The organism is Streptomyces sp. (assembly GCF_031178505.1).
GTDB lineage: Bacteria > Actinomycetota > Actinomycetes > Streptomycetales > Streptomycetaceae > Streptomyces > Streptomyces gulbargensis.
In genome coordinates, this window is record NZ_JAPSIW010000562.1 from 1 (window position 1) to 4,734 (window position 4,734).

At 70.5% G+C, this 4,734-nt stretch carries 3 protein-coding genes; 2 read left to right on the forward strand and 1 reads right to left on the reverse strand.

All coding sequences use genetic code 11. The features are described 5' to 3' along the window. Window positions 1–572: RHS repeat-associated core domain-containing protein (locus tag RIF68_RS27780; RefSeq protein ID WP_309054045.1), on the forward strand; the 572-nt coding region annotated here is incomplete at its 5' end. 378 nt (window positions 573–950) lie between these two features. On the opposite strand, the gene aspS is transcribed toward RIF68_RS27780, so the two are convergent. Next, complete coding sequence (gene aspS / locus RIF68_RS27785; RefSeq protein ID WP_309054046.1) at window positions 951–2,771, reverse strand: aspartate--tRNA ligase; 1,821 nt, start codon at window positions 2,769–2,771, stop codon at window positions 951–953. Window positions 2,772–2,928: 157 nt separating this feature from the next. Here aspS and RIF68_RS27790 point away from each other — a divergent pair. Then, window positions 2,929–4,734: SpoIIE family protein phosphatase (locus tag RIF68_RS27790; protein ID WP_309054047.1), on the forward strand; the 1,806-nt coding region annotated here is incomplete at its 3' end.

Genomic DNA, 4,734 nt, shown 5'->3' on the forward strand with positions numbered 1-4,734 from the left:
TCCGCTACTACGACCCGGAATCCGCCCGCTACCTCACCCCGGACCCCCTGGGCCTGGCCCCGGCCCCGAACCCGGTGGCGTACGTGCACAATCCGCATACGTGGAGCGATCCGCTGGGGTTGGCGCCTTGCCGCGACGAGGACCACTTGTTCCGGGGCACCACCGAATGGTTCGGCGCGAGCGCGGGGACAGCCGCGTCGGGGTTCACACCCACCTCGACCGATCCCGGCGTGGCAACGGCGTTCGCTCGACATTCCGAGCAGTTCGGCGATGCGGTCGTCCACCTAATACCAAGAAGCGCGCTGGAGGGCGTGCCCCTCGAACGAGGCTTCATACCCCCCGAAGCGGAGGTGGCGGTCGGTCTCCCCGCCGCGGAACTGGCCGCACGTGCCGCTGCCACCATTCCGTCCCCCGTCGCCAGAGAAATACTGGCCGCGATGGACATACATGTCCCGAAGCTGAACAATTACGGCGACATCACCGATGCCCTGAGATTCGACATACCCAAACTCACACCGGCCCAGATCAGCGAATTCATTCAGAAAGCCTATGAATATGTCGGAATTCAGTAAGCTTCAGGTCTATTCCGTGGAGCAGGAACGCCCCGACGGGGGCACCTGTGTGGTCCGGTGCATCGAGGGAGTCGTCCGCGTCGGGCAGGTTTTCCAGCTGGAGGGCGGCGAAGGGTCGGGGGAGATCCTTAAAACACTCACACTGGACCGGATCGAGCGTTACGGACGTTTCGTGGAGTTCTTCGACCCCCCGCACAACGCGCTGGTCCACTTGTCCGGCGGACCGCTCGCTCCACTCCGTTACGGAGACGTACTCGCATCTCGGCCGGATCCCCGTATCTGATCACCCACCTTCCGAGAAACGCCGGTTCCCTCCGAAACGAAAGGAGGCCCGGACCTTCGTCAGGTCCGAGCCCCCCTCTCACACGTCCCTCAGGACTACCGCGCCCCGTCCGGGTGCACCGCGTCCGTCACCGGGCGGTCCTCCGTGGGCTTGGCGGCGGCGACCGGCTTGCGGAGCTGGATGTTCAGCTCGCGCAGGCGGGCCTCGTCGAGCTCGGTCGGGGCGCCCATCATCAGGTCCTGGGCGTTGCCGTTGAGCGGGAAGGCGATGGTCTCGCGGATGTTGGGCTCGTCGGCGAGGAGCATGACGATGCGGTCGACGCCCGGGGCGATGCCGCCGTGCGGCGGGGCGCCGTACTGGAAGGCGCGGAGCATGCCGGCGAACTCGGTCTCGACGGTCTCGCGGCTGTAGCCGGCGATCTCGAAGGCCTTGAACATGATCTCGGGCTCGTGGTTCCGGATGGCGCCGGAGGAGAGCTCGATGCCGTTGCAGACGATGTCGTACTGCCAGCCGAGGACGTCCAGCGGGTCCTGGGTCTCCAGGGCCTCCAGGCCGCCCTGCGGCATGGAGAACGGGTTGTGCGAGAAGTCGATCTTGCCGGTCTCCTCGTCCCGCTCGTACATCGGGAAGTCGACGATCCACGCGAAGCGGAAGACGTTCTCCTCGAAGCGGCCGGCGCGCTTGGCGGCCTCGACGCGGACCGGGCCCATGATCTTGGAGACCTCGTCGAACTCGCCCGCGCCGAAGAAGACGGCGTGGCCGGGCTTCAGGCCGAGGCGCTCGGTGAGGGCGGCGACGTTCTCCTCGGTGAGGAACTTGGCGATCGGGCCGGTGAGGGCGTTGCCCTCGCCGACGCGGATCCAGGCCAGGCCCTTCGCGCCGAGGGAGACCGCGAAGTCGCCGAGCGAGTCGAAGAACTTGCGCGGCTGGTCGCCCGTGTCCGGCACGGCGAGCGCGCGCACGTGCTTGCCGGCGAAGGCCTTGAACTCCGACTTCTCGAAGACGTCGGTGAGGTCGACGAGCTCCAGGTCGGTGCGCAGGTCCGGCTTGTCGTTGCCGTACTTGAGCATCGACTCGCGGAACGGGATCCGCGGGAAGGGGGAGCTGACCGGGCGGCCGCCGCCGAACTCCTCGAACAGCTCGGTCATGAGCTTCTCGATGGGCTGGAAGACGTCCTCCTGCTCGACGAACGACATCTCGACGTCGAGCTGGTAGAACTCGCCGGGCGAGCGGTCGGCGCGGGCGTCCTCGTCGCGGAAGCAGGGCGCGATCTGGAAGTAACGGTCGAAGCCGGAGATCATCAGCAGCTGCTTGAACTGCTGCGGGGCCTGCGGCAGCGCGTAGAACTTGCCGGGGTTGAGCCGGGACGGGACGACGAAGTCACGGGCGCCCTCGGGGGAGGTCGCGGTGAGGATCGGGGTCGCCATCTCGTTGAAGCCGAGGGCCACCATCTTGGAGCGGATGGCGGCGATGACGGCGGAGCGCAGCATGATGTTGCGGTGCATGCGCTCGCGGCGCAGGTCGAGGAAGCGGTACTCCAGGCGCCGCTCCTCGTTGACGCCGTCGTCGGCGTTGATGGTGAAGGGGATCTGCTTGGCGGCGCCGAGGACCTCGACGGCGCCGACCTCGACCTCGACCTCACCGGTGGGCAGCTCGGCGTTGACGTTCTCCGCGCCGCGCGAGACGACCTTGCCGTCGACGCGGACGACGGACTCCTTCGTCAGCTTGTCGAGGGCCTCGTAGGCGTCGGTGCCGGGGCGGGCGACGAGCTGCGTGATGCCGTAGTGGTCGCGCAGATCGATGAAGAGGATGCCGCCCAGGTCGCGCCGATTGTGCAGCCAGCCGCTCAGCCGGACGTCGGTGCCGACGTCAGAGGCGCGGAGCTCGCCGCAGGTGTGGGACCTGTACCGATGCATCGTCGTTCATCCAGTCTTCGGGATCTTGGGGTGGGTCCGTCGCCCGGGGTCCCGGGGGACCCGTACCGCGGACCCGTCCAGGGTACCGGCCGGGCCGGGATCACCATTCGAATACCGTCGGTGGCGGCCCCCTGGCCGATATTCATAAAGTAGGGCAATGCGCACCGAGGACGTCCTGGCCGCCGTCGCGACGGGCCTGTGGCACTGGGACAACGCCTCCCGGATCGTCTCGCTCGACGCCGAGGCCGCCCGGCTGCTGGGCCTGCCCGCCGCCCCCGTCGAGCTGGGCGAGGCGGCGGTGCGGTCCCGTTTCCACCCGGTCGACTGGAACGAGATCGACGGCGTGGTCAACCTGGCCGTCGCCGAGGGCACCCTCGCCGAGGCCCGGCTGCGGATCATGGACGAGCAGGGCCGGGTGCTCCGTACCGTACGGACCCGGTCGAAGCCGTTCGCCGACGGGACCGGCCACCGGCTCGTCGGCACCCTCCAGGAGGTCGCCGAACCGGAGCCGGGCACCGCCGCCCGTACCCCCGTCACCGGCGACTGGCGCCGCTCCCGCGAGGCCTTCCTGCTCGACGCGGGGCGGGCGCTCGCGGAGGCCCGGTCGACCTCCGAGGTGCTGCGGGTGGCGGCCTCGCTGTCGATGCCCGGCTTCTCGCCGGACGGGCTCGCCGTCTTCGGCGTGTCGGGCGACCGGCTGACGGTCATCGGGCACCACGGGCAGCGGGACGGCGACGAGGGTCCCTTCACGTCGATGTCGCTGGACACCGACTACCCGGCGGCGGAGGTGGTGCGGACGGGCCGGGCGATCTATCTGCCGACCCCCGAGGAGTACCTGCGCCGCTTCCCGATGACCTGGCCGCTGGCGGAACGTTTCGGCCGCCGTTCCTGGGCCTTCGTCCCGCTCATCGTCGCCGGGCGCACCATGGGCGCCTGGATGGCCGCCTTCAAGCACCCGGTGGCCTTCACCCCCGACGAGCGCTCGGTCCTGACGACGGTGGCGCGGATGCTCGCGCAGGCCCTGGCGCGGGCGGGGGTGGCCGAGTCGGAGCGCGAGCTGTCGCTCGGCCTCCAGCGGGCGATGATGCCGGTCCTCGGGCCGGGCATCCCCGGCATCCAGGTCGCCGCGCGGTACGTGCCGACCGGCGGCGGGCTCCAGGTCGGCGGCGACTGGTACGACATGATCCGGCTGCCCGGCGGCCCGTCGCGCCCCGGCGCCGGCGGGTCGGACGCGGGGCGGATCGCCCTGGTCATCGGGGACGTCCAGGGCCACGACGTCCGGGCGGCGGGGCTGATGGGCCAGCTGCGGATCGCCCTGCGCGCGTACGCCTCCGAGGGGCACCGGCCGGACGCGGTGCTGTCCCGTGCCTCGCGGTTCCTGTACGGCATCACGGACGGGGACGACGGGGACGACAGCGGCGGCCCCCGCTTCGCGACCTGCCTCTACCTGGAGGTGGACCTGGCCACGGGCACGGTCGACATCGCGCGGGCGGGGCACCCGGACCCGGCGGTACGGATGGTCGACGGAACGGTTCTGCTCAGGCCCACCGCCGGCGGTCTGCCCCTCGGCATCGACCCGGACACCGACTACCCCACCACCCGCTTCACCCTGGAACCCGGCGAGACCCTGATGATGTGCACCGACGGGCTCCTGGAGACCGGCGGGCACGACCTCGGCAGCGGCTGGGAACGGGCCAGGCGGCTTCTGGAGGCGCACGAGGGCGAGGACCTGGAGACGCTCGCCGACACCCTCGTCGAGGCCGTCCACGGCCCGGCCTCCCACCACACCACCGGCCCGCTCGCCGACCGCCGCGAGGACGACATCGCCCTCCTGCTGATCTCCCGCCAGGCCGCGACGGCTGCCCGCGCGGCCCCCCGGCGCACCCTCATGACGATCGCGCAGGCCGAGCCCGAGCGGGTCGCCGAGGCCCGCGAACAACTGCGGCAGCTCCTGCACGACTGG

Bases quoted from the DNA above. Each gene is read 5' to 3' on its own strand.
- aspS (WP_309054046.1), bottom strand. From the start codon at position 2,771: ATGCATCGGTACAGGTCCCACACCTGCGGCGAGCTCCGCGCCTCTGAC.